Raw genomic sequence first — 25,405 nt, forward strand, 5'->3', positions numbered from 1 at the left:
CCTGCATTGACGATGGGCCTCGTCTGGTCTTCTGACGCAGCCCGATAGCTCTGCGCCACACCTTGGCGGTCTGGCGCGACGCCGAGAATAGCGCATTTCGCTCGACGCATTAACGGGGTGGCAGCTGCTGCAGGCGCTCCAGTATGTCCAGTACCACCATTCGTGGCGGCCGCTCATCGGTTTCCACCACCAGATCGGCAATTTCCCGATAAAGCGGGTCGCGGATTTCCAGCAGGTCGCGCAGGGTCTTGGCCGGATCGGCGGTGCGCAGCAGGGGACGATTGCGGTCCCGGGCGGTGCGCCCCACCTGTTGCTCGACCGAGGCGTGCAGATAGACCACTCGTCCGCCAGCGTGCAGCGCCCGACGATTGGCCTCGCGCATCACTGCACCACCGCCAGTGGCCAGGACCACGCCGTCAGTGCCACAGAGCTCGGCGATCATCGCCTGTTCGCGATCACGAAAGCCCGGTTCGCCTTCCTTATCGAAGATCCACGGGATATTCGCGCCTGTACGCAGTTCAATTTCCTTATCGGAATCTTTGAATGGCAGGCGCAGCTCTTTGGCCAGTAAGCGACCGATGGTGCTTTTTCCAGCCCCCATCGGCCCAACAAGAATCAAATTTCGCACAGAATCAACGACTCACAGCAATCGCCTGGTTGTTCATGATACGCGGAGTGAGAAATACCAGCAGCTCGGATTTTTTCTCCGACACCACGTCACGCCGGAAAAGGCGGCCAAGATACGGCACATCGCCAAGAAATGGCACTTTATCTACAACCTTGCTCTGGGTATTCGAGAAAACCCCGCCGATGACGATGGTTGCCCCGTCGTTGACCAGGACCTTGGCATTGACCTCGTTCTTCTTGATCGGCGGTACATCCTGGACCTTGTTCAGGTAGTCCGGCTCATCCTTGGTGACCTTGACCTCCATGATGATGCGGTTGTCCGGGGTGATCTGCGGCGTCACTTCAAGCGACAGCGACGCCTCCTTGAAGGACACCGAGGTAGCGCCGCTGGAGCTGGCTTCCTGGTAGGGGATCTCGGTGCCCTTGAGGATCTTTGCGGTTTCCTTGTCGGAGGTGACCACCTTGGGCTGGGAAACGATCTCGCCGTTGCCGGTCTTCTCCATGGCGGTCAACTCCAGGTCCAGCAGCACGTTGTCGGTGATGTAGGCGATACCGATGCCCGAGGTATGGGCGCTAGCCCCCAGATCGACAAAGGGCGAGTTGCTGCCGCCGCTGCCCGGAGCGCCGATGCTGCTGGAACTGCTGGCAGCGTTCTGCACCCCGCTGGCGCTCCAGTTGCCCTGGTTCTGCACCGAGCCGCCCCAGCGCACGCCCAGGCTCTTGTCGTAGTCAACGTTGGCCTCGACGATGCGTGCTTCGATCATCACCTGGCGCACCGGAACATCCAGTTGGGCGACGATGCGCCGAAGTTCGTCGAGGCGCTCCTGGCTCTGGTAGGCAATGATGCTGTTGGTGCGCTCATCCACGGTGATCGAGCCACGCTCATCGGCTTTTTCCTCGGCACGGGTCACCGACTGGAACAGCTTGGCGATGTCCGCCGCCTTGGCGTAGTTGACCTGCAACAGCTCCCGACGCAACGGCGCCAGGTCCTCCAACTGCTTCTGTGACTCCAGCTCCTGACGCTCCCGGGCGGCAATCTCATCCGCCGGAGCCACCAGCAGCACATTGCCGATCTTGCGTGAATCAAGGCCCTTGGTCCGTAGCACCAGATCCAGGGCCTGATCCCAGGGCACGTTCTGCAAGCGCAGGGTGATGCCGCCCTGCACCGTGTCGCTGGCCACCAGGTTGAGGCCCGTGAAATCGGCGATCAGTTGCAGCACCGAGCGCACCTCGATGTCCTGAAAGTTCAGCGAGAGCTTTTCCCCCTTGTAGGCAGGTCGGGCCGCAGCCGCCCTGCTGCTGGTCTCGGCCAGGGGGCGGACACTAACCGTCAGGCGGTTGTCGGTCTGGAAGGTGGAATAGTCGAAGGCGCCCTTGGGCTCCAGGGTGACGGTGGTACGCCCGGCAGCCGTATCCGCAGTGATGTACTGCACCGAGGTGGCGAAATCCTTGACGTCCAGGCGAACCCGCAGCGCCTCGGGCAATTGGGTACGGGCAAAATCGAGGACGATCCGGCCCTCGCGCCGCTGGACATCGACAGCGATGCGCGGGTCGGACAGGTCGATCAGCACATTGCCTTCGCCCTCCTCGCCGCGCTGAAAATCCACGCCGCGTATCGACCCGGCCACTGCCTGCGGCTTTGCAGGCGCCCGAGCTGCCGCCCCCGGAGCAGCGGGCTTGGGCTCGGCGGCGCCGACCAGCGGTGCCAGCAGCGCTATCCATAGCGCTACACCGAGGGCTGAAACAGTCCTGTTCATTTTCCAGATTCCACTTAAGAGTGTTTTTTCAGCGCCAGTGTTCGCGGCCGCTCCAGCCAGGCTCCCGCTCCATCGGGAACAATTTCCACCACCTCGATCTGCGATTCGCTGATGGTCACAACCCGGCCTTCGTTGCGCCCCAGGTAGTCGCCCACCTGCAAGCGGTGGATGCCACCTGCGCCGCGCAACAGGGCAAAGCTCCCGGAGGCGTTGGACAGGGTCCCGACCATTTGCAACTGCTCGATATCGAACCCCTCCAGGTATTGCCGGGCTCGCTGCGGGTCGGGCCGGACCGCACTGGCCCCTTGCCGACGGGCCGCCAGGTCAAGCCTTTGCAGCGGCTGGAACGGACTGCGCAATGCGCTGGCGTCATAGGTGAACGAGGGGTAAGACCGGATTACCGGCATTGGTTCAATCGGCCCGGGCGCTTGCAGGCGCATCTGGTTCATGTAGGCGTCCAGGTCGGCAAAGTCGTCATCGGCGCCACCACACCCCCACAGCCCGGCACAAAGGCAGCCAAGCACCGCCCAGCGCAGGCGCCTCATGAGTGCGGCTCCGGAGCGTCGTACCTGTAGGTGCGCGCCTCGATGCTCATGCGCAACAGCGCCGGATTGCCCACCGCCACAGGCTGAATGCGAAAATCATGCAAGGTGACGATGCGCGGCAGGCCGGCGACGCCACTGACGAAGCTCGCCAGGTCGTGATAGGCACCGGTGACAGTAATCTGGATCGGCAACTCGACGTAGAACTGCCTGGCCACCTCCGGTTGCAGCCTGATTTCCTCGAAGGCCAGGCCACTGCCCAGCCCCACGCGACTGATGTCCTCCAGCAGGCCGGGGACCTCGGTGTCGCTGGGCAACTGACGCAACAGCAGGTCGAAGCTGTTGCGTATGACGGCCAACTGCTCCTGGTAGCGCGGTAAATTGGCTCCCTGGCGCGCCTTGCCGGCAAACTCCTGCCGGAGACGAGTTTCCTCCTGGCGCTGGCGCTCCAGTTGCTCCAGGTGCGGGCTCAGGTAAAAGCCGTAGCCCACTAGCAGAACCAGCAGCAGAAGCAGGGCCGCCACCAGACTCCTGGCCGGCCCGGGCCAGGAGCCCAGGTTGGCCAGCTCCAGCTCCCGCAGATCGATACGCCGCAACTCTGCCAGCCATTGTCGGGGGGTCATTGCCGAAGCTCTCCGGTTGGCCCAGGCGTCTGCCCGACATTCAGCCGGAACAGGTTGTTCAGCCCTTGCTGGGCGTCCACCGCGTTCTTCACCTCGGTCAGGCTGGGGGCAGCAAAACCCTCGGCAGCCTGCAGATTGCGCATCAGGTCGGACACCCTGTTGTTTGACTCGGCGGCACCGCTGATTCCAAGGTTCTGCCCCTGCAGATCCACCTCGGTGAAGTACACGCCATCAGGCAGGCTGCGGGCCAACTGCTGAAAAATCCGCACACTGTTGGAGCGGTTGCCCTGCAGCTCTTCGATGATGCCCATGCGTTCGAGCAACTGCTGTCGTTGCGCCTTGAGCCCCTGGATGCTGGCGATCTGCTTATCCAGGCGTGCCGTCGCCTGGCCCAGATACTGGTTGCGCAAATGCTGGCGCTCGATCACCCGGCTTATATAGGCGTCGGCCAACAGAATGACCCCGGCCCCGAGCACGACCATCATCGCCAGCATCTGTAGGAAACGCCGACGTCTCAGTTCGCGCGAGGCCTCGCGCCAGGGCAACAGGTTGATCCGCGCCATCAGTCGAACCCTCGCAGGGCCAGGCCACAGGCCAGGAGCAGGTTCGGCGCCTGTTCATTCAATACCTGGGGGTCGACTCGAGGCCCCATCGGCATGGCCCGGAAAGGATTGGCCAGCGACGTATCGATGCCTGTCTCGCCCTCCACCCGCCGCTCCAGGCCGGCCAGGCCGCTACCGTCTCCGGCCAGCAGCAGTTGCACCAGGGGCTGTTGCTGAGGCGAGGTGGCGAACTGCTGCAGGGAACGGCTGACCTGTTGCAGCACCTCCTGCTCGAAGGGTTGCAGCAACTCTTCGGCGCAACCCTGTGGCAAACAGCCCTGGCTCTGCGCCAGCAATGCCTGCTCCAGTGTCAGCCCGTATCGACGCTGGAGCGCTTCAATCAGAGGCCCGCTACCGAAAAGCTGCTCACGGCTATAGATCACTCGCTGGCCGTGCAGGACGCTGAAACGGCTGAGGGCCGGGCCTATATCCAGCAACGCCACGGCGCCAGGAGTCGCCAGCGGCAGGTGCGCCGCCAGCAGCAACAGGCAGCGCTCCAGAGCCAGGGGCTGGGTATCCACCACCCGGGCTGTCAGGCCGGCCAGGCCCAATACCGTTTCCAGGGCCTCTACCCGCTCGTTGCGACAGGCTACCAGCAGCACCTGAACCCGCTGCGGATTACCGGGTACCGGCCCCTGCACTTCAAAATCCAGGGCCACGTCTTCCAGGGGATAGGGAATGTACTGGCCGGCTTCCAGCCGGACCTGCTGCTCCAGTTCGTCGGTGTGCAGGCCCGCCGGCATTTCGATCAGTTTGCTGATCACCGCCTCGCCGGCCACCGCTACCGCCGCCCCCTTGAGCCGGCTGCCCGTCTTGAGCCAGGCGCGGGACAGGGCCGCGGCCAGGGCCTCGGGGTCGGCAATGTGCTGGTCAAGCACAGTATTGGGCGCCAGGGGCTCCCTGGCGTAGGCCTCGACCCGGTACCCCTGCCCCTGGCGCCCCAGGGCCAGAAGCGTGACCGATGTCGCATTGATATCGATCCCCATAAGGGAACTCGGCTTTTTGCTGAAGAGTCCAAGCACGACCAATTCCCTATGACTATCCGTGACTTACGGACTGCTTAAGCTGCATTGCGTTCAATGGTCACGTCTTGACAGACGGGCAAATGACGCTCTCGGCGGAAAATGCTTATAATGCCCAGCGTTTTTTTTCCGCTTTTACCTGCTGCGTGGGCCGGCCCCTGATGTCCGTGAATGCCCTGACGCCTAATTCATTCCTTTCTCTGGAAATCCAAAAGCCTTGATTCGTCTGCTGAAGTTTTTCGGGTGGTCCATCGTCGCGGTGTTCTGCGGGCTCCTCCTCGCCCTCTCCGGTGCGTTTCTCTATCTTAGTCCCGGCTTGCCGTCGGTTGAGGCCCTGAGAAGCATCCAGTTGCAGATTCCCCTGCGGGTGTACAGCAGCGACGGCAAACTGATCGCTGAATTCGGTGAAATGCGCCGTACTCCCATACGTTTCGCCGACATTCCGCCCAACTTCATCAATGCGTTACTAAGTGCTGAAGACGACAACTTCGCTAACCATTACGGGGTTGACCCCAGCAGCCTGATGCGTGCCGCAACCCAGCTGGTCAAGAGCGGACACATCCAGTCCGGCGGCAGTACCATCACCATGCAAGTGGCGAAGAACTTCTTCCTGAGCAGCGAGCGCAGCTTCTCGCGCAAGACCACCGAGATCCTCCTGGCTCTGCAGATCGAACGGCAGCTGACCAAGGACGAGATCCTCGAGCTGTACGTCAACAAGATCTACCTGGGCAACCGTGCCTACGGAATCGAGGCAGCGGCCCAGGTGTATTACGGCAAGTCCATCCGTGACGTGAGCCTGGCGCAGATGGCGATGATCGCCGGCCTGCCCAAGGCGCCTTCGCGCTTCAACCCCCTGGCCAACCCGGCACGCAGCAAGGAACGTCGCGACTGGATCCTGGGGCGCATGTACAAGCTCGGCAAGATCACCGAAGCGGCCTATACCGAGGCAATCAACGAACCGTTGAACGCCAGCTATCACGTACCGACTCCGGAAGTGAACGCCCCGTACATCGCCGAGATGGCCCGGGCCGAAATGGTCGGCCGCTATGGCAGCGATGCCTACACCGAAGGTTTCCGGGTCACCACCACGGTGCCCAGCGATCTGCAGGAAATGGCCAACACCGCGGTCCATGAAGGCCTGATGACCTACGACCAGCGCCACGGCTATCGCGGCCCGGAATCGCGCCTGCCAGGCAAGACCCAGGCGGCCTGGGCCAGCGAACTGACCAAGCAGCGGACCATCAGCGGCCTGGAACCGGCGATCGTCACCCTGGTAGAGAAGAATGGCCTCCAGGTGCTGACCCGCAACGGCGAAGAACATGTGGCCTGGGACAGCATGAAATGGGCCCGGCCGTTCCTCAATACCAACAGCATGGGCCCGGTCCCGCGCCAACCGGCGGACGTGGCCCAGGTCGGCGACCTGATCCGCGTGCAGCGCCAGGCGGACAACTCGTTGAAGTTCAGCCAGATCCCGGTCGCCCAGGGCGCCCTGGTGACGCTGGACCCGCAGAACGGTGCGATCCGCGCCCTGGTGGGCGGCTTCGCCTTCGAGCAGAGCAATTACAACCGTGCGATGCAGGCCAAGCGCCAGCCCGGCTCCAGCTTCAAGCCGTTCATCTATAGCGCCGCCCTGGATAACGGCTACACCCCGGCCAGCCTGGTGAACGACGCACCTATCGTGTTCGTCGACGAATACCTGGACAAGGTCTGGCGCCCGAAGAACGACACCAACACCTTCCTCGGCCCGATCCGCATGCGCGAGGCGCTGTACAAGTCGCGCAACCTGGTGTCGATCCGCCTGCTGCAGAGCATGGGCGTGGACCGCACCATCGACTACATCAGCAAGTTCGGCTTCAACAAGCAGGACCTGCCGCGCAACCTGTCCCTGGCCCTGGGTACTGCAACCCTGACGCCGATGGAAATCGCCACCGGCTGGAGCACCTTTGCCAACGGCGGCTACAAGATCACCCCGTACATCATCGACAAGATCGAAAGCCGCAACGGAGAGCTGCTGTTCAGCGCCAACCCGCCAAGCGCCCCCACCGGCAATACGGCCACCAGCGGCATCGCCGCCCCTGAGCACAACTTCACGATCAACAACGTGGCCGGTGAAACCTCAGCTCCGGCAGCGACGCAAGCCCCGGCGGTTGCCGAGCGGATCATCGATGGCCGTACCACCTACATCCTCAACAGCATGCTCCAGGACGTGATCAAGCTGGGTACCGGACGCCGCGCACTGGCCTTGGGCCGTACCGACCTGGCGGGCAAGACCGGTACCACCAACGAGTCCAAGGATGCCTGGTTCTCCGGCTACAACGCCGACTACGTGACCACCGTATGGACCGGTTTCGACCAGCCGGAAAGCCTGGGGCGCCGCGAATACGGCGGCACCGTGGCACTACCGATCTGGATGAGCTTCATGGGCGCCGCCCTCAAGGACAAGCCGCCACACACCCAGCCAGAGCCGGAAGGCATTCTCAGCCTGCGGGTAGACCCGGTCAGCGGCCGCGCCGCCACACCCGGCACGCCCAATGCCTACTTCGAACTGTTCAAGAGCGAAGACACTCCGCCCTCGGTCAATGAACTGGGCAATGGCGCCGTACCAGGCAGCCCGCTGCCGGCGGACGAAGCGGCGCCGATCGATCTGTTCTAGCGCCAGGGGAGCCGCGAACGCGGCAACCTTCGCCGGCGTGCCCGATCCTACAGCGGACAAGCGCCCACAAAAAAGCCCCGGCTCTCGCGAGCCGGGGCTTTTTGCATGACGCTACGAACGCTTAACCGTTGAACACATCATCCACGCTCTTGAGCGGGTAGTTCTTCGGGTACGGCAGGGTAGCCACGCCGGTCTCGATGGCGGCCTTGGCCACGGCATCGGAGATCACGGTGATCAGGCGGGCATCCATTGGCTTGGGAATGATGTACTCACGGCCGAATTCCAGCTTGATGCCACCGTAGGCGTCGCACACTTCCTGAGGAACCGGCAGCTTGGCCAGGTCACGCAGGGCGTTGGCCGCGGCGATCTTCATTTCTTCGTTGATGCGCTTGGCGCGTACGTCCAGGGCACCACGGAAGATGAACGGGAAGCCCAGGACGTTGTTCACCTGGTTCGGGTAGTCCGAACGGCCGGTAGCCATGATCACGTCGTCGCGGGTGGCGTGCGCCAGTTCCGGGGCGATTTCCGGATCAGGGTTGGAGCAGGCGAACACGATCGGGTTCGGCGCCATGGATTTCAGGCCTTCAGCACTCAGCAGGTTCGGGCCGGACAGACCGACGAACACGTCGGCGCCTTGCAGGGCGTCGGCCAGGGTGCGCTTGTCGGTGGCGTGGGCGAACACCGCCTTGTACTGGTTCAGATCATCGCGGCCGGAGTGGATCACGCCGGTACGGTCGACCATGAAGATGTTTTCGATCTGTGCACCCATGCTCACCAGCAACTTCATGCAGGAGATGGCGGCAGCACCGGCACCCAGGCAGACGATCTTGGCGTCGGCCAGGGTTTTGCCAGCGATTTCCAGGGCGTTGATCATGCCGGCGGCGGTAACGATCGCGGTGCCGTGCTGGTCATCGTGGAACACCGGAATGTCGCACTGCTCGATCAGAGCGCGCTCGATCTCAAAGCACTCGGGTGCCTTGATGTCTTCCAGGTTGATGCCACCGAAGGTGATGGAAATGCGCTTGACGGTGTCGATGAAAGCCTGCGGGCTTTCGGAGTCGACTTCGATGTCGAATACATCGATGCCGGCGAAACGCTTGAACAGCACGCCCTTGCCTTCCATCACTGGCTTGGAGGCCAGTGGGCCGAGGTTACCCAGGCCGAGAATCGCGGTGCCATCGGAAATGACGGCAACCAGGTTGCCTTTGCCGGTGTACTTGTAGGCCAGTTCCGGATCGCGAGCGATTTCGCGTACCGGCTCGGCTACGCCGGGGCTGTAGGCCAACGCCAGATCACGAGCGGTAGCAGTGGCCTTGGTGAGCTCGACACTCAGCTTTCCTGGACGAGGATTGGCATGGTATTCGAGAGCGGCAGTTTTCAAATCAGACATGTGGGCATTCCGCTTTTTGCTGTTGGACAGACGGACCGCCGAGGATACTCGTGTCGCATAGTCCCCACAAGACTGCCCAGTCACCCCTGTCAAGGCCCCTAGCGTACGACTTTGGGCCAAGAGCCACGGGGTACAAGGCTTTCAACTGTTCACAATCCATTAAAAAAATGTCTACAATTTTTCTTTATCAGATAAGTCCGAGCATGGAAGGGTCTGTCACGGACAACATCCAGCGCGGATGTGCAGATTGCCGGCCAAGCTGACGCGAGCGATCGACAACCCAGCCCCGAGCCTCGATCCGGCGCCCTGAAAGGCCACTGAGCAGCCGGCGATCGAAGCGCCGCAGGACATTGGGTGCAATGCGCAATACAACCTGCCCCTGCAATGTGATCCAAAGACCACCGCGATTGCGCTGCACCTTGCTCACTCGCCCTTCGAACAGGGCAAAGCCCGCGCGATGGATCTGCTGCGCCTTGAGTACAGGTGAACGTCGCCAAAGCCCCAGCCCGGCTCGGCGCGCATGGTTCTCGGCAGCCTTCTGGCAGCTCGCCAGGGCGACGTTTGGCAGCACGGCAATCCGATAGGCCAAGCCTTCCGCGATCAACCGGGCTTCGAAGTTGATACCAGTGACGCCATAGACATGGGCCAGGACACGACCGTAGCGATCCTGCCTTTCACGCCCCGGCAGCAGGCCGACCCGCCCACCACTCTGTGCCACCAGTTGTCGCAGGCGCTGCCGCGCCGCCTCGGCGAAGGGCTCGGCAGGGCGCCCCTTGCCCGCCAGCTCCGGGGCATTGAGGCCGATCATGCGCAACCTGCGGCCATCCTTGAGGTGCAGGGTGTCGCCGTCCACCACGCGGAGCACCGTTGCCGGCAACAGCCCCTTGGGCGCCGGGCAAAACGCCTCGGCCGCTGTCAGCCAAATCGCGCCCACAAAAAAGGCGCCCACTAGGGACGCCTTTTTCATCAGCGAGGAAAGTCGGTATCGGCTTTCCAGAACGATCAGCCTCAGGCCTTCTTCGTTGCGCCGAAAGCACCGAAGCGCGACTTGAACTTGTCGACACGACCGCCAACGTCCAGAGTCTTTTGCTTGCCGGTGTAGAACGGGTGGCACTCGTTGCACACGTCCAGGCTCAGAGGCTTGGCCAGGGTGGAGCGAGTTTCGATGACGTTACCGCAGCTGCAGGTAGCGGTAATGGCTTCGTATACTGGATGGATATCGGCTTTCATGGTGTATTCCTCAGGCTAGCGTGCCGCCACCCAACACTATTGTTGAATACCGCACGAATTAGGGCGCGAATTCTACCAGACCGCGTCAAACGCGCAAGCGATCCTGAGTGCAGCCCATCAGAAAAAGCCGGTGCAACCTTGACAGCCCAGGCTTTGCCACCCCCTGAACTGAAGAAACGGCTTCATGCCCGGGCAGACCCCGCAGGTACAGGGGCCACGCACGCTTATACAGGACACTCCACCGCTGCTCTGTTAGGCTCCGGGGCCTATTTACCCTCTGCTCAACGAGATTGTCCCGCGTGCCCGACGCCATCCTGCGCCTCGCCCTGCCCTCGCCTCTGCGCCGCCTGTTCGACTACCGTGCTCCGGCCGGGGTGCTGCGTGCCCAGTTGCACCCCGGCATGCGCCTGCGGGTGCCATTCGGCCGCCGGGAAATGATCGGCATCCTGGTGGAGGTGGCGGATCACAGCGAGGTCCCGGCGGAAAAACTCAAGCCGGCCCTGGCCCTGCTGGATCCCACGCCTCCGCTACCGCCGGCCCTGTTCAAGCTGTGCCTGTGGACCGCCCAGTACTACCAGCACAGCCTGGGAGACACCCTGAGCTGGGCATTGCCAGTGCTGTTGCGCCAGGGCGAGCTGGCCGAGGCCCGCCAGGAACGCTTCTGGTCGATCGCCCCCGGGGCCCGGCTCGACGACCCGCGCATCGCTCGCGCCCCACGCCAGCGCGAAGCCCTGGCAACCCTGGCCCAGCACCCACACGGCGTGCCCCATACCCTGCTGAGCAAGTTGATGCTGAGCAAGGACAGCCTCGACCTGCTGCTGGCCAAGGACCTGGTGCAGGTGGAGGTGCGCAAGCACGCGCCGGGCGTGCGCCACGAACACTGGCTGGCCCAGCCCGAACTGCCGCTCAACAGCGAGCAGCGCGCCGCCTATGAAGCCATCCGCGCCGGGTTCGACAGCTATCACGCGTTTCTCCTGGCCGGGGTCACCGGCAGCGGCAAGACCGAGGTCTACCTGCAACTGATCCGCGAAACCCTGGAAGCCGGCAAGCAGGCCCTGGTGCTGATTCCGGAGATCAACCTCGGCCCGCAGACCCTGGCGCGCTTCGAGCAACGCTTCAACGCCCGCATCGCCCTGCTGCACTCGGCGGTCAATGACCGCGAACGCCTGGACGCCTGGCTGGCTGCCCGGGACGGCGAGGCCGACATCATCATCGGCACCCGCTCGGCCCTGTTCACGCCGATGAAGAACCCTGGCCTGATCATCATCGACGAGGAGCACGACGGGTCCTATAAACAGCAGGAAGGCCTGCGTTACCACGCCCGCGACCTGGCTCTGGTACGTGCGCGCCAAGAAAACATTCCCATCGTCCTGGGCTCGGCCACGCCGTCCCTGGAAAGCCTGCACAACGCCTACACCGGCCGCTACGGCCTGCTGCGCCTGAACGAGCGGGCCGGCGGCGCCAAGCAGCCGCGTTTCCTGCGCCTGGACGTGAAGAGCCGCCCGCTGGACAGCGGCATTTCCGGCCCCATGCAGCAAGCCATCGGCCAGACCCTGGCCGCCGGCCAGCAGGTCCTGGTGTTCCTCAACCGCCGCGGCTTCGCCCCGACCCTGCTCTGCCACGACTGCGGCTGGATGTCCGAGTGCAAGCGCTGCGATGCACGCATGACCGTGCACCAGCGTTCCGGCGAGCTGCGCTGCCACCACTGCGGCCATGTGGAGCGGGTTCCGCGCCATTGCCCGCAATGCGGCAAGGTCGACCTGCGCCCCGTGGGCGCCGGCACCGAGCGGGCGGAAGAGCGCCTGGGCATCCTGTTCCCCGATTACCCGGTGCTGCGGGTGGACCGCGACAGCACCTCGCGCAAGGATGCGATGAACCAGCTGTTCGCCACTATCCAGAAAGGCCAGCCGTGTATCCTCGTGGGCACCCAGATGCTGGCCAAGGGTCATCACTTTCCCCGGGTGACCCTGGTGTCGATCCTCGATGCCGATGGCGGCCTGTTCTCCGGCGACTTCCGCGCCAGCGAGCGCATGGCGCAACTGATTGTCCAGGTCGCCGGGCGGGCCGGCCGGGCCGAAGAGCCGGGCAAGGTGATCATCCAGACCCACCTCGCCGACCACCCGTTGCTGGTGCAGTTGACCGAGCAGGGCTACTTCGCCTTCGCCGAACAGGCCCTGAGCGAGCGCCGCGCCGCCGGCCTTCCACCTTTCGCCCACCTGGCGCTGCTGCGGGCCGAAGCCCACAAACCGGGCCAGGCCGAGGGGTTCCTCGATGAAGCCTGCAGCGAGGCCGAGCGCCTGCTGGCGGAACAGAACCTGGGGGGCATCGAACTATTGGGCCCGGTGCCGGCTCCGATGGAGCGGCGCGCCGGACGTTATCGCGCGCAATTGCTGCTGCAGGCCAATGCCCGAGCGCCCTTGCATCGGTTGCTCAGCAGTTGGCTGCTGGTGCTGGAACAGATGCCCAGCGGGCGGCAGGTCCGCTGGTCGCTGGATGTGGATCCCGTGGATCTGTATTGATCGAGGTCGTGCTTTCGCGGGCAAGCCCGCTCCTACAATGGGCAGCATCAAACCCGCAAGAGCGGGCTTGCCGGCGAAGGCAATCGAATGCCGCCATCGATCCCCAAGCAGTCCTCTATAGTTGGCAAGCCCGTTCCAGCAACGGATAATGCCCAGTTTTTCCACCTGCGCACTGAAGCGCCGCCGCACCAGCGGTCGAAAGAGAAGACCATGAAAGACACCATTCGCCAGCTCATCCAGCAAGCCATCACCCAACTCGTCACCGAAGGTGTGTTGCCAGAAGGCCTGACGCCGGCGATCCAGGTCGAAAACACCCGCGACAAGACCCACGGCGACTTCGCCAGCAACATCGCCATGATGCTGGCCAAGCCGGCCGGCATGAAGCCGCGCGACCTGGCGGAGAAAATCATCGCCGCCCTGCCGGCCCATGAAGACCTGAGCAAGGCGGAAATCGCCGGCCCCGGCTTCATCAACTTCTTCCAGAACACCCAGGCCCTGGCCGCGCGCCTGGACGCCGCTCTTGGCGACGACCACCTGGGTGTACGCAAGGCCGGCCCGGCGCAGCGCACCGTGATCGACATGTCGGCGCCCAACCTGGCCAAGGAAATGCACGTTGGCCACCTGCGCTCCACCATCATTGGCGACGGCGTGGCCCGGGTCCTGGAGTTCCTCGGCGACACCGTGATCCGCCAGAACCACGTGGGCGACTGGGGCACCCAGTTCGGCATGCTGATGGCCTACCTGGAAGAAAACCCCATCACCAGTGACGAGCTGTCGGACCTGGAGAACTTCTACCGCGCCGCCAAGCAGCGCTTCGACGAGTCCGAAGCCTTCGCCGACCGCGCCCGCGGCCTGGTGGTCAAACTGCAGGCCGGCGACCCGGACTGCCTGGAGCTGTGGACCAAGTTCAAGGACATCTCCCTGTCCCACTGCCAGAAGATCTACGAGCTGCTCAACGTCAAGCTGACCATGGCCGACGTGATGGGCGAGAGCGCCTACAACGACGACCTGATCAACGTGGTCAACGACCTCAAGGCCCAGGGCCTGCTGGTGGAGAGCAACGGCGCCCAGTGCGTGTTCCTCGACGAGTTCAAGAACGCCGAAGGCGAGCCGCTGCCGGTGATCATCGTCAAGGCTGACGGCGGCTACCTGTACGCCACCACCGACCTGGCGGCCGTGCGCTACCGCAGCGGCAAGCTCAAGGCCGATCGCGCCCTGTACTTCGTCGACCAGCGCCAGGCCCTGCACTTCCAGCAAGTGTTCGCCGTGGCCCGCAAGGCCGGTTTCGTGACCCATCCGATGGAAATGGAGCACATGGGCTTCGGCACCATGAACGGCGCCGACGGCCGTCCGTTCAAGACCCGCGACGGCGGCACCGTGAAGCTCATCGACCTGCTGACCGAAGCCGAAGAGCGTGCCTACGCCCTGGTGAAGGAAAAGAACCCGCAACTGCCGGAAGCCGACCTGCGCAGCATCGCCAAGGTGGTGGGCATCGACTCGGTGAAGTACGCCGACCTGTCCAAGCACCGCACCAGCGACTACAGCTTCAACTTCGACCTGATGCTCAACTTCGAAGGCAACACCGCGCCGTACCTGCTGTACGCCTACACCCGCGCCGCCGGTGTGTTCCGCAAGCTGGGCAAGGACTTCAGCGAAGTCGGCGGGCAGATCGAACTGCACGCGGCCCAGGAACTGGAGCTGGCGGCCAAGCTGGCGCAGTTCGGCGAGATTCTCAACAACGTCGCCGAGAAGGGCACGCCACACATCCTCTGCACCTACCTGTACGACGTGGCCGGGCTGTTCTCCAGCTTCTATGAAAACTGCCCGATCCTGGCAGCCGAGACGCCGACCCAGATGCACAGCCGTCTGCGCCTCACCGAGCTGACCCGGCGCACCCTCAAGCAAGGTCTGGAACTGCTGGGCCTCAAAGTCCTGGAGCAAATGTAAGTTGGCTGCCAAGAAAAAACCTGCACCCAAGCGTGGCGCCAGCCGTTACCAGGCCCCGGCCAAGAAGCCGATTCCGGGCTGGTTGTGGCTGGCCATCGGCCTGACCATCGGTGCCTTCATCGTGTTCCTGATGAAGCTCGAGCCCGGCAAGGGCGGCGACAGCGTCAAGCGCGAGAAGATCGAACAGCAGAAAGCCACCAAGATCGCCGAGGCCAACAAGACCCCGCCGAGCCCCCAGCAACCGGTGAAGCCGAAATACGACTTCTACACCCTGCTGCCGGAATCGGAGGTCATCGTGCCGCCGGAAGCGGTGCCGGAAAAAACCCTGCCGACGCCACAGGTGCCACCAGTGCCGACCACCCCGGTAACCCCGGCGGAAGCGGCCAAGATCGACACTGCCCGTGCCCAGGCAGCCCTGGCCGGGATCACCCCGCCACCAGCGCCACCCGTGGCCAAGGCGGCGCCGGTGACCAAGTTCTTCCTCCAGGCCGGTTCGTTCCGCAAGGAAGCCGATGCCGACAAGGTCCGGGCGCAGATCATCCTGCTGGGCCAGTCGGTCTCGGTGGAATCCGGCACGGTGAAGGATGAAACCTGGTACCGGGTATTGGTAGGCCCGTTCAGCAACCGCGAACAGCTGACCGTGGCGCAGAAACAATTGGCCGGCGCCGGCTTCAGCAACCTGCTGTTACAACAGCGCCAGAGCCGCTAAGCCGACCGCTACGCGATTGATCGCGGGCAAGCCCACTCCTACATGGCCCCCCGTAGGAGCGGGCCTGCCCGCGAAGCGCTTGCAGCATGCAACAATGACCGCCGGTCCCTCGCTGCAGCCTCCGGTTGAAAAACGCCCGACCACCCCCATATGAGTTTCCATCAGGGCACTTTCGCCCCGCTGTGTGGAGACTCCCCCCTTGACCACCATCGTTTCAGTCCGCCGCCACGGCAAAGTCGTCATGGGCGGCGACGGCCAGGTTTCTCTCGGCAACACCGTGATGAAAGGCAACGCGAAAAAAGTCCGCCGCCTCTATCACGGCCAGGTCATCGCCGGCTTTGCCGGGGCCACCGCCGACGCTTTCACCCTGTTCGAGCGCTTTGAAGGCCAACTGGAGAAACACCAGGGCCATCTGGTCCGTGCCGCCGTAGAGTTGGCCAAGGAATGGCGCACCGATCGCTCCCTGAGCCGCCTGGAAGCCATGCTGGCCGTGGCCAACAAGGATGCGTCCTTGATCATCACCGGCAATGGCGACGTGGTTGAACCCGAGGACGGGCTGATCGCCATGGGCTCCGGTGGCGCCTACGCCCAGGCCGCTGCCAGCGCCCTGCTGAAAAAGACCGACCTGTCGGCCCGTGAAATCGTCGAGACCGCACTCGGCATCGCCGGCGACATCTGTGTATTCACCAACCACACTCAAACCATCGAGGAGCAGGATCTCGCGGAATAAGCCTGTTGCGGCGCTTGCGCCACGGCATTCATTCTTGCTTGAGGACCGCCAACTACTATGTCCATGACACCCCGCGAAATCGTCCACGAACTCAACCGCCATATCATCGGCCAGGACGATGCCAAGCGCGCCGTCGCTATCGCCCTGCGCAACCGCTGGCGCCGCATGCAGCTGCCTGCCGAGCTGCGCGTTGAAGTGACCCCCAAGAACATCCTGATGATCGGCCCGACCGGTGTCGGCAAGACCGAGATCGCCCGCCGCCTGGCCAAGCTGGCCAATGCGCCCTTCATCAAGGTCGAGGCCACCAAGTTCACCGAAGTCGGCTATGTGGGCCGCGACGTTGAATCCATCATCCGCGACCTGGCCGACGCGGCGATCAAGATGTTCCGCGAACAGGAAATGATCCGGGTTCGCCATCGCGCCGAAGACGCCGCCGAAGAACGCATCCTCGATGCCCTGCTGCCCCAGGCACGCACCGGTTTCAACAGCGACGACGCGGCTCCGGCCCAGGACTCCAACACCCGCCAGCTGTTCCGCAAGCGCCTGCGCGAAGGCCAGCTGGATGACAAGGAAATCGAGATCGAAGTGGCGGAAGCTGCAGGCGTCGACATTTCCGCGCCACCGGGCATGGAAGAAATGACCAACCAGCTGCAGAGCCTGTTCGCCAACATGGGCAAGGGCAAGCGCAAGAACCGCAAGCTCAAGGTCAAGGAAGCGCTGAAACTGGTACGCGACGAAGAAGCCAGCCGCCTGGTCAACGACGAAGAACTCAAGGCCAAGGCCCTGGAAGCCGTCGAGCAGCACGGCATCGTGTTCATCGACGAGATCGACAAGGTGGCCAAGCGCGGCAACGCCGGCGGTGTGGACGTCTCCCGCGAGGGCGTGCAGCGTGACCTGCTGCCGCTGATCGAAGGCTGCACCGTCAACACCAAGCTGGGCATGGTCAAGACCGACCACATCCTGTTCATCGCCTCCGGTGCCTTCCACCTGAGCAAGCCCAGCGACCTGGTACCGGAGCTGCAAGGCCGTCTGCCGATCCGCGTGGAACTCAAGGCGCTGTCGCCGCAAGACTTCGAGCGCATCCTCAGCGAGCCGCACGCTTCGCTGACCGAGCAATATCGCGAGCTGCTGAAGACCGAAGGCCTGAACATCGAGTTCCTGCCCGAAGGCATCAAGCGCCTGGCGGAAATCGCCTGGCAGGTCAACGAGAAGACCGAGAACATCGGTGCCCGTCGCCTGCATACCCTGCTCGAGCGCCTGCTGGAAGAGGTGTCGTTCAGTGCCGGTGACCTGGCCAGCGCCCACAGCGAAGAGCCGATCCGCATCGACGCCGCCTACGTCAACAGCCACCTGGGCGAATTGGCGCAGAACGAAGACCTTTCCCGTTATATCCTGTAAACCTTCGCCACCCATGCAGGGACTGGCTTGCCAGCGATAGGGCCTCCCCCGATCGCCGGCAAGCCGGCTCCTGCCGGAAGGACTACAGGTCATGAGCAAACTTCCCACCGGTATCAACCTGCACAAAGCCTCGAAAACCCTGACCCTGACTTACGGGCCGGACGAGGTCTATCACCTGCCTGCAGAACTCCTGCGGGTGCATTCTCCCTCCGCCGAGGTCCAGGGCCACGGCAAACCCATCCTGCAATTCGGCAAGCTCGGCGTCGGTCTGACCAAGGTTGAACCGGCGGGCCAGTACGCACTGAAATTGACCTTCGACGACGGTCATGACAGCGGATTGTTCACCTGGGACTACCTCTACCAACTGGCGCTGCGCCAGGACGAGCTGTGGAACGACTATCTGGCGGAGCTCAAGGCTGCCGGAAAATCCCGCGATCCGAACGAGTCCATCGTCAAGCTGATGCTCTAGCTCAAGGCTCCGATGGTTTAGAGGGCATTTTCTAATTTCATCTGTTTGAATGCTTGGCTGTATGGCCAATGAATGGCCTGCTTGCGGAAAAAATTAAACTCGGGTAACCAATGGAGCTGGCAAGTTCCCTGCAGAGCTTTCGGAACAAAAAGCAGCGGTGCGCAATCAACGGTCACCCGAGCAGTAGTACCTGGCATCGTGCTGTGTGACTGCACAGCAGGTCCGGTACTCGTCTCAGGACAATGGAGCGTCGTAGATGAGTAACAAGAATAACGATGACCTGAAACGCCAAGCCTCGGAAAACACCCTGGGGCTCAATCCGGTCATTGGCTTGCGTAGAAAGGACCTGCTTACTTCCGCTCGAATGGTGCTTGCCCAGGCCATCAAACAACCCATCCACAGCGTCAAGCACGTCGCCCATTTCGGCATCGAACTTAAGAACGTGATGTTCGGCAAATCCACCCTGCAGCCGGAGAGCGACGACCGTCGCTTCAACGACCCCGCGTGGAGCCAGAACCCGTTGTACAAACGCTACCTGCAAACCTACCTGGCGTGGCGCAAGGAGCTCCACGACTGGATCGACGACAGCAGCCTGTCCGAGCAAGACATCAGCCGCGGCCACTTCGTGATCAACCTGATGACCGAAGCCATGGCCCCGACCAACAGCGCGGCCAACCCCGCAGCGGTCAAGCGCTTCTTCGAAACCGGCGGCAAGAGCCTGCTGGACGGCCTGTCCCATCTGGCCAAGGACCTGGTGCACAACGGCGGCATGCCCAGCCAGGTCAACATGGACGCCTTCGAAGTGGGCAAGAACCTGGGCACCAGTGAAGGCGCGGTGGTGTTTCGCAATGACGTGCTGGAGCTGATCCAGTACCGGCCGATCACCGAGCAGGTGCATGAGCGCCCGCTGCTGGTGGTGCCACCGCAGATCAACAAGTTCTATGTCTTCGACCTCAGCCCGGACAAGAGCCTGGCGCGCTTCTGCCTGCGCAACAACGTGCAGACCTTTATCGTCAGCTGGCGCAACCCCACCAAGGCCCAGCGCGAATGGGGCCTGTCCACCTACATCGAAGCCCTGAAAGAAGCGGTCGACGTAGTGACCGCGATCACCGGCAGCAAGGACGTGAACATGCTCGGTGCCTGCTCCGGCGGCATCACCTGCACCGCGCTGCTGGGCCACTACGCGGCGCTGGGGCAGAAGAAGGTCAACGCCCTGACCCTCCTGGTCAGCGTACTGGACACCACCCTGGACACCCAGGTAGCGCTGTTCGTCGACGAGCAGACCCTGGAAGCGGCCAAGCGCCACTCCTATCAGGCCGGAGTCCTGGAAGGCCGCGACATGGCCAAGGTGTTCGCCTGGATGCGCCCCAACGACCTGATCTGGAACTACTGGGTCAACAACTACCTGCTGGGCAACGAGCCGCCGGTGTTCGACATCCTGTTCTGGAACAACGACACCACCCGCCTGCCCGCCGCCTTCCACGGCGACCTGATCGAAATGTTCAAGAACAACCCGCTGGTGCGCGCCAATGCACTGGAAGTGTGCGGCACGCCGATCGACCTCAAGCAGGTGACCGCCGATATCTTCTCCCTGGCCGGCACCAACGACCACATCACCCCGTGGAAGTCCTGCTACAAGTCGGCGCAGCTGTTTGGCGGCAACGTCGAGTTCGTGCTCTCCAGCAGCGGCCATATCCAGAGCATCCTCAACCCGCCTGGCAACCCCAAGGCGCGCTACATGACCAGCACCGACATTCCGGCCTGCCCCGACCAGTGGCAGGAAAACTCGATCAAGCACACCGATTCCTGGTGGCTGCATTGGCAGGCCTGGCAGGCGGAACGCTCAGGTGACCTGAAGCCGGCGCCCACCAGCCTGGGTAACAAGAAGTTCGCAGCCGCCGAGGCGGCGCCCGGGACCTACGTCCACGAGCGCTGAGCCCCGGCCATCGACACGGCGGCGCCAGGAGGCTCCGCCAAGCCCTATTCTTGACAAGAGGCTCGGCCTCAGGAAATCCGCAGGACGCCCGGGATGGCGGCTGCGACGGTTTAATTCACAGGGCTACGGCATGCCACACTCATTCATATTCCGCACCGTCGACCTGGATGGCCAGACCATCCGCACCGCGGTACGCCCAGGCAAGCCGCACTTGACGCCGCTGCTGATCTTCAACGGCATCGGCGCCAACCTGGAGCTGGTGTTTCCCTTTGTCCAGGCCCTGGATCCGGACCTCGAGGTGATCGCCTTCGATGTCCCCGGTGTCGGCGGCTCCTCCACGCCGAGCCGGCCCTACCGCTTTCCCGGGCTGGCCAAGCTGACCGCGCGGATGCTCGACTACCTGGACTACGGCCAGGTCAATGCAGTGGGTGTGTCCTGGGGCGGCGCGCTGGCCCAGCAGTTCGCCTACGACTACCCCGAGCGCTGCAAGAAGCTGGTGCTGGCCGCCACCGCGGCCGGGGCGTTCATGGTCCCAGGCAAACCCAAGGTGCTGTGGATGATGGCCAGCCCACGGCGCTACGTGCAGCCCTCCCATGTGATGCGCATCGCGCCGCTGATCTATGGCGGCTCCTTCCGCCGCGACCCGAGCCTGGCAGCGGAACACGCAGCCAAGGTGCGCTCGGCCGGCAAGCTCGGCTATTACTGGCAGCTGTTCGCGGGCCTGGGCTGGACCAGCATTCACTGGCTGCACAAGATCCATCAGCCGACCCTGGTGCTGGCCGGCGATGACGACCCGCTGATTCCCCTGATCAACATGCGCATGCTGGCCTGGCGCATACCCAATGCCCAGTTGCACATCATCGATGATGGCCACCTGTTCCTGATCACCCGGGCCGAGGCCGTCGCCCCGATCATCATGAAGTTCCTCCAGGAAGAACGCCAAAGGGCGGTGATGCACCCGCATCCCGAACCTGTGCGCCCTACCAAGTAAAAGATACCTGTCGACAGGATCGTCGCGCGCAAGAAGGGCCAGGACCGACTATGTTGTCTGTCTTGGATTGGTCTGCTTGTTAGTGGTTTGACGAAGGAGTGTTGACTCATGCAAGACAAACCTGCGACGGGCTCATTGCCGTCACCCGCCGCGTATATCAATGCGCAGAGCGCGATCACCGGCCTGCGCGGCCGGGATCTGTTCTCCACCTTGCGCAGCCTGGCGGCCCACAGCCTGCGCAATCCGTTGCACAGTGCCCGGCATACCCTGGCCCTGGGCGGCCAGCTGGGGCGTGTGCTGCTGGGGGAAACCCTGCACAAGACCAACCCCAAGGACAACCGCTTCGCCGACCCGGCCTGGAGCCTCAACCCCTTCTACCGGCGCGGCCTGCAGGCCTACCTGAGCTGGCAGAAGCAGGTGCGCCACTGGATCGACGACAGCGGCATGAGCGAAGACGACCGGGCCCGGGCACACTTTGCCTTTTCCCTGCTCAATGATGCCGTTGCGCCTTCCAATACCCTGCTCAACCCCCTGGCCCTCAAGGAGATCTTCAACACCGGGGGCAACAGCGTGGTGCGGGGCATCGGCAACCTGCTGGATGACCTGCTGCACAACAACGGGTTGCCCAGCCAGGTGACCAAGCACGCCTTCGAGGTGGGCAAGAACCTGGCGGTCACCCCGGGCTCAGTGGTGTTTCGCAATGAATTGCTGGAGCTGATCCAGTACAGCCCCATGAGCGAAAAACAGTACGCCAAGCCGCTGCTGATCGTGCCGCCGCAAATCAACAAGTACTACATTTTCGACCTGAGCCCGACCAACAGCTTCGTCCAGTACGCGCTGAAAAACGGCCTGCAGGTGTTCATGGTCAGCTGGCGCAACCCGGATGTGCGGCACCGCGAGTGGGGCCTGTCGACCTACGTCGAGGCGGCCGAAGAAGCGCTGAACGTCACCCGGGCGATTACCGGCAGTCGCGAAGTCAACCTGGTGGGAGCCTGTGCCGGAGGGCTGACCATCGCCGCCCTGCAAGGCCACCTGCAGGCCAAGCGCCAGCTGCGCCGGGTATCCAGCGCGACCTACATGGTGAGCCTGCTGGACAGCCAGATGGACAGCCCGGCAACGCTGTTCGCCGACGAGAAGACCCTCGAAGCGGCCAAGCGTCGCTCCTATCAGCAAGGGGTACTGGACGGTCGCGACATGGCCAAGGTGTTCGCCTGGATGCGCCCCAACGACCTGATCTGGAACTACTGGGTCAACAACTACCTGCTGGGCAAGGAGCCGCCGGTCTTCGACATTCTCTACTGGAACAACGACAGCACCCGGTTGCCGGCCGCACTGCACGGCGATCTGCTGGACTTCTTCAAGCACAACCCCCTGAGCCATGTCGGCGGGCTGGAAGTCTGCGGCACGCCGATCGACTTGCAGAAGGTCACGGTGGACAGCTTCAGCGTGGCCGGGATCAACGACCACATCACGCCCTGGGACGCGGTCTACCGCTCGACCCTGCTGCTGGGCGGCGAACGGCGCTTCGTGCTGTCCAACAGCGGCCACGTGCAGAGCATCCTCAACCCGCCGAGCAATCCCAAGGCCAACTACGTGGAGAACCGCAAGCTCAGCAGCGACCCGCGGGCCTGGTACTACGATGCCGAGCATGTGGACGGCAGCTGGTGGAGCCAGTGGCTGACCTGGGTCCAGGAGCGTTCGGGGGCGCAGCGGGAAACCCTCACCACCCTGGGCAACCAGAACTATCCGCCGATGGAGGCTGCGCCCGGCACCTACGTGCGCGTGCGCTGAAGACACTTTGCACCACGGTTCCACGCCGGAGCCGTGCCCCTTCAATGGACCGACAAGAAGTCAGGATGAAGACCCGCGACCGGATACTCGAATGTGCCCTGCAACTGTTCAATCAAAAGGGCGAGCCCAATGTCTCCACCATGGAGGTGGCCAATGAAATGGGGATCAGCCCCGGCAACCTCTACTACCACTTCCATGGCAAGGAGCCGCTGGTGCTCGGCCTGTTCGAGCGCTTTCAGAACGAACTGACGCCGTTGCTGGACCCACCGTCCGACGTCCAGCTGGCGGCGGAAGACTACTGGTTGTTCCTGCACCTGATCGTCGAGCGCCTGGCCCACTACCGCTTTCTGTTTCAGGACCTGTCCAACCTGGCCGGGCGCCTGCCAAAACTGGCCAAGGGCATTCGCAACCTGCTCAATGCCTTGAAACGCACCCTGGCCTCGTTGCTGGCCCGGCTCAAGGCTCAGGGGCAACTGGTCAGCGGCACCCAGGCCCTGGGGCAGCTGGTGGAACAGATCACCATGACCCTGCTGTTCTCTCTGGATTACCAGCGGATTCTCGATCGCGAAGGCGAAGTCCGACTGGTGGTCTACCAGATCATGATGCTGGTGGCGCCACACCTGCTGCCGCCGGCAAAGATGGCCACCGAACAGATGGCGCTGCGCTACCTGGATGAGCAGGGCTAGAACGCCTCAATAAAAAACGCCCGGCCTTCCCAGGCCGGGCGTTTTTTATTCCTGATGCGATCAGGACTGGCTGCTTGGCGTCGCTGGAGCTGGCGCGGCAGTCGGGGTTGCAGCCGGGCTCGGGGCTGCGGCGGAGTTCGCCGAGCTGGCCGGGGCCGGGGCTGCAGGCTTGGCCGCAACAGCGGGCTTGGCTGCTGGTTTGGCCGCTGGCTTGGCAGCCACAGGCTTCTTGGCCACAGGCTTTTTCGCCACTGCAGGCTTGGCGGCCGGTTTGGCCGCTGGCTTGGCCGCTGCGGTTTTCGCCGCGGGCTTGGCTGCTGGCTTGGCAGTGGGCTTGGCCGCTACAGGCTTGGCAGCCGGTTTGGCCGCTGGTTTGGCGGCTGCGGTTTTCGCGGCCGGCTTGGCTGCGGGTTTAGCGGCGGCCTTGGCGACAGGCTTAGCGGCAGGCTTGGCCAGAGGCTTGGCTGCGGGTTTTGCAGCAGGCTTGGCAGCTGCAGTTTTGGCTGCAACCGGCGCAACCTTGGCACCTGTGAGTTTTTCAATCTGCTTGGTCAGGGTATCGACCTTGTCGTGCAGGGCCTTGACTTCGTTGCGGCTAGGCACGCCCAGACGCGAGATGGCGCTGTTCAAGCGCTTGTCGAAAGCGCCTTCCAGTTCATCCCACTTACCCAGGGCGCGATCCTTGACGTCGCTGATACGCGACTTGGCCGAAGTTGCGGAATCTTTGGCCGCATCAACTTTCTTGCCGACTACGCTCTTAGTCAGTTTCTCGGCTTTCTCACCATCTTTGACCAATGTCTCGAAAAGCTTGCTGCCGTCAGAGTCGATTTTCGAGTACACGCCTAAACCAGCAAGCCAAATTTTACGGGAGTACTCTTCGACTTTCCCGATCCACGAGCTGCCTTCTTTTTCAGTATTCTTTTTACCAGCCATCCCGTTCTCCTTAATGTTTACGCGCGACACGTTCGAGCAACGCCGTCAGCTCATCGAGCTTAGCAGAGAGTGTCTCAACGTCATGTTTAGACGGAATGCCGATACGATTCAAGGCACTGGCGACGCGCGTGTCAAAAGCCTTCTCGACCTTGTCCAGCTGCACTTCGACTTTGCCTTTAAGAGTGCTGACATCCCCTTTAACGCCATCTATCTGACTGTTGGCTGCTTCAAGTTGTTCAGTGACAACTTTTTTGCCTTTCTTTTCAACGGATTGACCAGCCTTGATCAACTCCTGGAAGTACTCGCTGCCTTCCTGACCGACTTTGGCGTAGGCCCCCAGGCCTGCCAGCCAGATCTTGCGGGCATAGGATTTGACTTCACTCAGAGCAGTCGATTGGGCATCAACTTTTTTCTTCAGAATTACTTTGGCCATGGTGCACCTCACGCGCAGAAGGTTTGAGGAACTGCCCTCGGAAAGAGGACCTGAGGCACAACCTAGAGAGAAAAATTAGAATCGGCACCCTAACGACTGTCATGAATTCATGTAGGAGCCGGTTCAGACCAGAGCCTTGTCCAGAGCCTTTTCGATTTCCGACTTGATGGTGCCGCTCATGGCCGACATCAACATCCCCAGTTCCACGTCGATGCGGATCGACTCTTCACCCACATGCACCGCGCCTTTGACGCCCGAGCGCTTGAGGTTCAGGGTATCGCCTGCCCACTGTGGCTCCAGGCCATATTGATCGGCGAGTTTCTGCGCCAGTTTGTCGGCCTTTTCACGGGCTGCCTGCTTGCCCAGGCCATGGGCACGTTCAACACTAATACGGGCCATTGAAGGTCTCCTGCTGTT

22 protein-coding genes and 1 pseudogene are annotated in these 25,405 nt (G+C 62.9%); 11 read left to right on the top strand and 12 right to left on the bottom strand.

Annotated elements, in window-relative coordinates; genetic code table 11:
• Positions 1 to 109: 109 nt before the first annotated feature.
• The 6 genes and pseudogenes from aroK to pilM all read right to left on the bottom strand — a co-directional run bounded on the left by aroK (position 110) and on the right by pilM (position 5,173).
• Positions 110 to 628, bottom strand: a complete 519-nt coding sequence (gene aroK, locus ACUXVH_RS05385) for a shikimate kinase AroK (protein WP_011058824.1) — start codon at positions 626 to 628, stop codon at positions 110 to 112.
• A gap of 4 nt (positions 629 to 632) precedes the next feature.
• Positions 633 to 2,300 (bottom strand): annotated as a pseudogene (locus ACUXVH_RS05390) (type IV pilus secretin PilQ); the annotation flags it as partial.
• Positions 2,301 to 2,398: 98 nt separating this feature from the next.
• Entirely contained in the window at positions 2,399 to 2,929 is a 531-nt protein-coding gene (locus ACUXVH_RS05395) for a pilus assembly protein PilP (protein WP_065364841.1), read from the bottom strand.
• Complete coding sequence (locus tag ACUXVH_RS05400) at positions 2,926 to 3,549, bottom strand: type IV pilus inner membrane component PilO (RefSeq protein ID WP_019095186.1); 624 nt, start codon at positions 3,547 to 3,549, stop codon at positions 2,926 to 2,928. Before ACUXVH_RS05400 ends, ACUXVH_RS05395 begins: the two co-directional genes overlap by 4 nt.
• On the bottom strand, positions 3,546 to 4,112 hold the full coding sequence (locus ACUXVH_RS05405; RefSeq protein ID WP_065364840.1) for a PilN domain-containing protein: 567 nt from the start codon (positions 4,110 to 4,112) through the stop codon (positions 3,546 to 3,548). The genes ACUXVH_RS05400 and ACUXVH_RS05405 overlap by 4 nt, the downstream gene beginning before the upstream one ends.
• On the bottom strand, positions 4,112 to 5,173 hold the full coding sequence (gene pilM / locus ACUXVH_RS05410; protein ID WP_065364839.1) for a type IV pilus assembly protein PilM: 1,062 nt from the start codon (positions 5,171 to 5,173) through the stop codon (positions 4,112 to 4,114). The genes ACUXVH_RS05405 and pilM overlap by 1 nt, the downstream gene beginning before the upstream one ends.
• A gap of 220 nt (positions 5,174 to 5,393) precedes the next feature.
• Between pilM and ACUXVH_RS05415 the strand changes: the two genes are divergently transcribed.
• Positions 5,394 to 7,826 carry a penicillin-binding protein 1A gene (locus ACUXVH_RS05415; RefSeq protein ID WP_370505886.1) on the top strand — a complete coding sequence of 811 codons (2,433 nt, stop codon included), beginning with the start codon at positions 5,394 to 5,396 and terminating at the stop codon, positions 7,824 to 7,826.
• A 121-nt stretch (positions 7,827 to 7,947) separates the two neighbouring features.
• On the opposite strand, the gene ACUXVH_RS05420 is transcribed toward ACUXVH_RS05415, so the two are convergent.
• From ACUXVH_RS05420 to rpmE, 3 genes are all read right to left on the bottom strand, one after another.
• Positions 7,948 to 9,216: a malic enzyme-like NAD(P)-binding protein gene (locus ACUXVH_RS05420; RefSeq protein WP_011058817.1), complete on the bottom strand. Its 1,269-nt coding sequence runs from the start codon at positions 9,214 to 9,216 to the stop codon at positions 7,948 to 7,950.
• Positions 9,217 to 9,403: 187 nt separating this feature from the next.
• Positions 9,404 to 10,183, bottom strand: coding sequence for a thermonuclease family protein (locus tag ACUXVH_RS05425; protein ID WP_065364837.1), 780 nt, complete (start codon positions 10,181 to 10,183; stop codon positions 9,404 to 9,406).
• A 41-nt stretch (positions 10,184 to 10,224) separates the two neighbouring features.
• On the bottom strand, positions 10,225 to 10,446 hold the full coding sequence (gene rpmE / locus ACUXVH_RS05430) for a 50S ribosomal protein L31 (RefSeq protein WP_011058815.1): 222 nt from the start codon (positions 10,444 to 10,446) through the stop codon (positions 10,225 to 10,227).
• Between the two features lie 299 nt (positions 10,447 to 10,745).
• Between rpmE and ACUXVH_RS05435 the strand changes: the two genes are divergently transcribed.
• The 10 genes from ACUXVH_RS05435 to ACUXVH_RS05480 all read left to right on the top strand — a co-directional run bounded on the left by ACUXVH_RS05435 (position 10,746) and on the right by ACUXVH_RS05480 (position 23,622).
• Positions 10,746 to 12,965: a primosomal protein N' gene (locus tag ACUXVH_RS05435; RefSeq protein ID WP_065364836.1), complete on the top strand. Its 2,220-nt coding sequence runs from the start codon at positions 10,746 to 10,748 to the stop codon at positions 12,963 to 12,965.
• A gap of 210 nt (positions 12,966 to 13,175) precedes the next feature.
• Positions 13,176 to 14,912 carry an arginine--tRNA ligase gene (gene argS / locus ACUXVH_RS05440; protein WP_011058813.1) on the top strand — a complete coding sequence of 579 codons (1,737 nt, stop codon included), beginning with the start codon at positions 13,176 to 13,178 and terminating at the stop codon, positions 14,910 to 14,912.
• 1 nt (position 14,913) lies between these two features.
• Complete coding sequence (locus ACUXVH_RS05445) at positions 14,914 to 15,621, top strand: SPOR domain-containing protein (protein WP_011058812.1); 708 nt, start codon at positions 14,914 to 14,916, stop codon at positions 15,619 to 15,621.
• Positions 15,622 to 15,820: 199 nt separating this feature from the next.
• On the top strand, positions 15,821 to 16,351 hold the full coding sequence (gene hslV / locus ACUXVH_RS05450; RefSeq protein ID WP_003186641.1) for an ATP-dependent protease subunit HslV: 531 nt from the start codon (positions 15,821 to 15,823) through the stop codon (positions 16,349 to 16,351).
• 57 nt (positions 16,352 to 16,408) lie between these two features.
• Positions 16,409 to 17,749 carry an ATP-dependent protease ATPase subunit HslU gene (gene hslU / locus ACUXVH_RS05455; RefSeq protein WP_011058811.1) on the top strand — a complete coding sequence of 447 codons (1,341 nt, stop codon included), beginning with the start codon at positions 16,409 to 16,411 and terminating at the stop codon, positions 17,747 to 17,749.
• A 91-nt stretch (positions 17,750 to 17,840) separates the two neighbouring features.
• Positions 17,841 to 18,218 carry a gamma-butyrobetaine hydroxylase-like domain-containing protein gene (locus ACUXVH_RS05460; RefSeq protein ID WP_011058810.1) on the top strand — a complete coding sequence of 126 codons (378 nt, stop codon included), beginning with the start codon at positions 17,841 to 17,843 and terminating at the stop codon, positions 18,216 to 18,218.
• A gap of 256 nt (positions 18,219 to 18,474) precedes the next feature.
• Positions 18,475 to 20,154: a class II poly(R)-hydroxyalkanoic acid synthase gene (gene phaC / locus ACUXVH_RS05465; protein WP_015633859.1), complete on the top strand. Its 1,680-nt coding sequence runs from the start codon at positions 18,475 to 18,477 to the stop codon at positions 20,152 to 20,154.
• A gap of 130 nt (positions 20,155 to 20,284) precedes the next feature.
• Entirely contained in the window at positions 20,285 to 21,145 is an 861-nt protein-coding gene (gene phaZ / locus ACUXVH_RS05470; protein ID WP_011058808.1) for a poly(3-hydroxyalkanoate) depolymerase, read from the top strand.
• A gap of 108 nt (positions 21,146 to 21,253) precedes the next feature.
• Positions 21,254 to 22,936 (top strand): class II poly(R)-hydroxyalkanoic acid synthase, encoded by a 1,683-nt coding sequence (gene phaC, locus ACUXVH_RS05475; protein ID WP_011058807.1) that lies wholly within the window; start codon positions 21,254 to 21,256, stop codon positions 22,934 to 22,936.
• Between the two features lie 65 nt (positions 22,937 to 23,001).
• Complete coding sequence (locus tag ACUXVH_RS05480) at positions 23,002 to 23,622, top strand: TetR/AcrR family transcriptional regulator (protein ID WP_011058806.1); 621 nt, start codon at positions 23,002 to 23,004, stop codon at positions 23,620 to 23,622.
• Between the two features lie 60 nt (positions 23,623 to 23,682).
• Here the strand turns inward: ACUXVH_RS05480 and ACUXVH_RS05485 are convergent, their stop codons facing one another.
• The 3 genes from ACUXVH_RS05485 to ACUXVH_RS05495 form a co-directional block, all read right to left on the bottom strand.
• Positions 23,683 to 24,555 carry a phasin family protein gene (locus tag ACUXVH_RS05485; protein WP_445494152.1) on the bottom strand — a complete coding sequence of 291 codons (873 nt, stop codon included), beginning with the start codon at positions 24,553 to 24,555 and terminating at the stop codon, positions 23,683 to 23,685.
• A 10-nt stretch (positions 24,556 to 24,565) separates the two neighbouring features.
• On the bottom strand, positions 24,566 to 24,988 hold the full coding sequence (locus tag ACUXVH_RS05490; protein WP_011058804.1) for a phasin family protein: 423 nt from the start codon (positions 24,986 to 24,988) through the stop codon (positions 24,566 to 24,568).
• Positions 24,989 to 25,111: 123 nt separating this feature from the next.
• The gene (locus tag ACUXVH_RS05495; RefSeq protein WP_011058803.1) at positions 25,112 to 25,387 is read right to left on the bottom strand and encodes a polyhydroxyalkanoic acid system family protein; all 276 of its coding nucleotides are present in this window, start codon (positions 25,385 to 25,387) and stop codon (positions 25,112 to 25,114) included.
• Between the last annotated feature and the right edge of the window lie 18 nt (positions 25,388 to 25,405).

Source organism: Pseudomonas sp. 8(2025) (assembly GCF_052665325.1).